The organism is Oleiphilus sp. HI0043, from assembly GCF_001634935.1.
This window is the reverse complement of record NZ_LWEY01000399.1, coordinates 1-944: the sequence shown is the minus strand read 5'-3', so window position 1 is coordinate 944 and position 944 is coordinate 1. Positions and strand designations below refer to the sequence as shown.

General features: G+C 43.3%; 2 protein-coding genes. Both read right to left on the bottom strand.

Features of this window, described 5'->3' with window-relative positions; all coding sequences use genetic code 11:
• Positions 1 to 93 precede the first annotated feature (93 nt).
• Positions 94 to 777, bottom strand: coding sequence for a sulfite exporter TauE/SafE family protein (locus tag A3729_RS05280; RefSeq protein WP_231875596.1), 684 nt, complete (start codon positions 775 to 777; stop codon positions 94 to 96).
• A 2-nt stretch (positions 778 to 779) separates the two neighbouring features.
• The coding region (ccoS, locus tag A3729_RS05275) for a cbb3-type cytochrome oxidase assembly protein CcoS (protein ID WP_068633322.1) at positions 780 to 944 on the bottom strand (165 nt) is incomplete at its 5' end.

Genomic DNA, 944 nt, shown 5'->3' with positions numbered 1-944 from the left:
AGGCGGGAAATAAATCAGGATGCCGTCTCTGCGTATAAACAATATGAAAGTTTCTTTGAGCCTTTTTCAGAAATTTATCATTGGGCTTCTTAGCTAAGCGTTTAATAGCTGGTAAACTGTTTTCTGGATGACTGGCAAAGACCATAAGCCGAATAAAGTCATCATTGCTCCGGCAGAAGAGCGGAACCAGCGTTTTCTAATTGTCGCGGATAGTTTTTGTGCTAATAAACCGCTGCTCAACATTGAAGGCAGGGTGCCTAGGCCAAAAGCAAGCATGATTAGTGCTGAACCGAAGATACTTGCTTCCAAGCTTGCCCAGATCAAAGCCGAGTATACCAAACCACACGGTAGCCAACCCCACACCATGCCAACCACTAGCGCATCTTTGATTGATTTAATAGGCATAAAACGCTTTGATAATGGTTGAATCAAGGGCCAGAGTTTACTACCTAGTTTTTCAGCCCAGAGTATTCCATTAAACCATTGGCCTAGGTATAAACCCATTAGAATTAACATTGTTGCAGCTAAATATCTGAGAACCTCTAAGGCTGCTAATTGTTTGCTCAGCCAGAAACCAAGGCTGCCAACAATCAGTCCTGCGATGCAATAACTTATAACGCGCCCCAGATTATAGGAGAGTAAGAAGCTTGCCTTGTTTGATGATGAGGTATGTAAACCTAAGGCACTTGCTAAACCTCCGCACATTCCCAAGCAATGTGCAGAGCCTAGAAAGCCAAGCATAAAGGCAGAAATAAGAATACCGGGGTCATTTAGCAAACTTAGTCGTCCGATTTTTCACTATGTTGACTGTCTTTAGTATTCAGGTCTTTCTTTTGAGTTTTGTTGTTTTGCCCCGGGATCATGTCTTTATCATCATCATAGAGAATGCTGTGCGCGGGGCCTTCCAGGTCATCATACTGTCCGTTCTTAACTGCCCAGCCAAA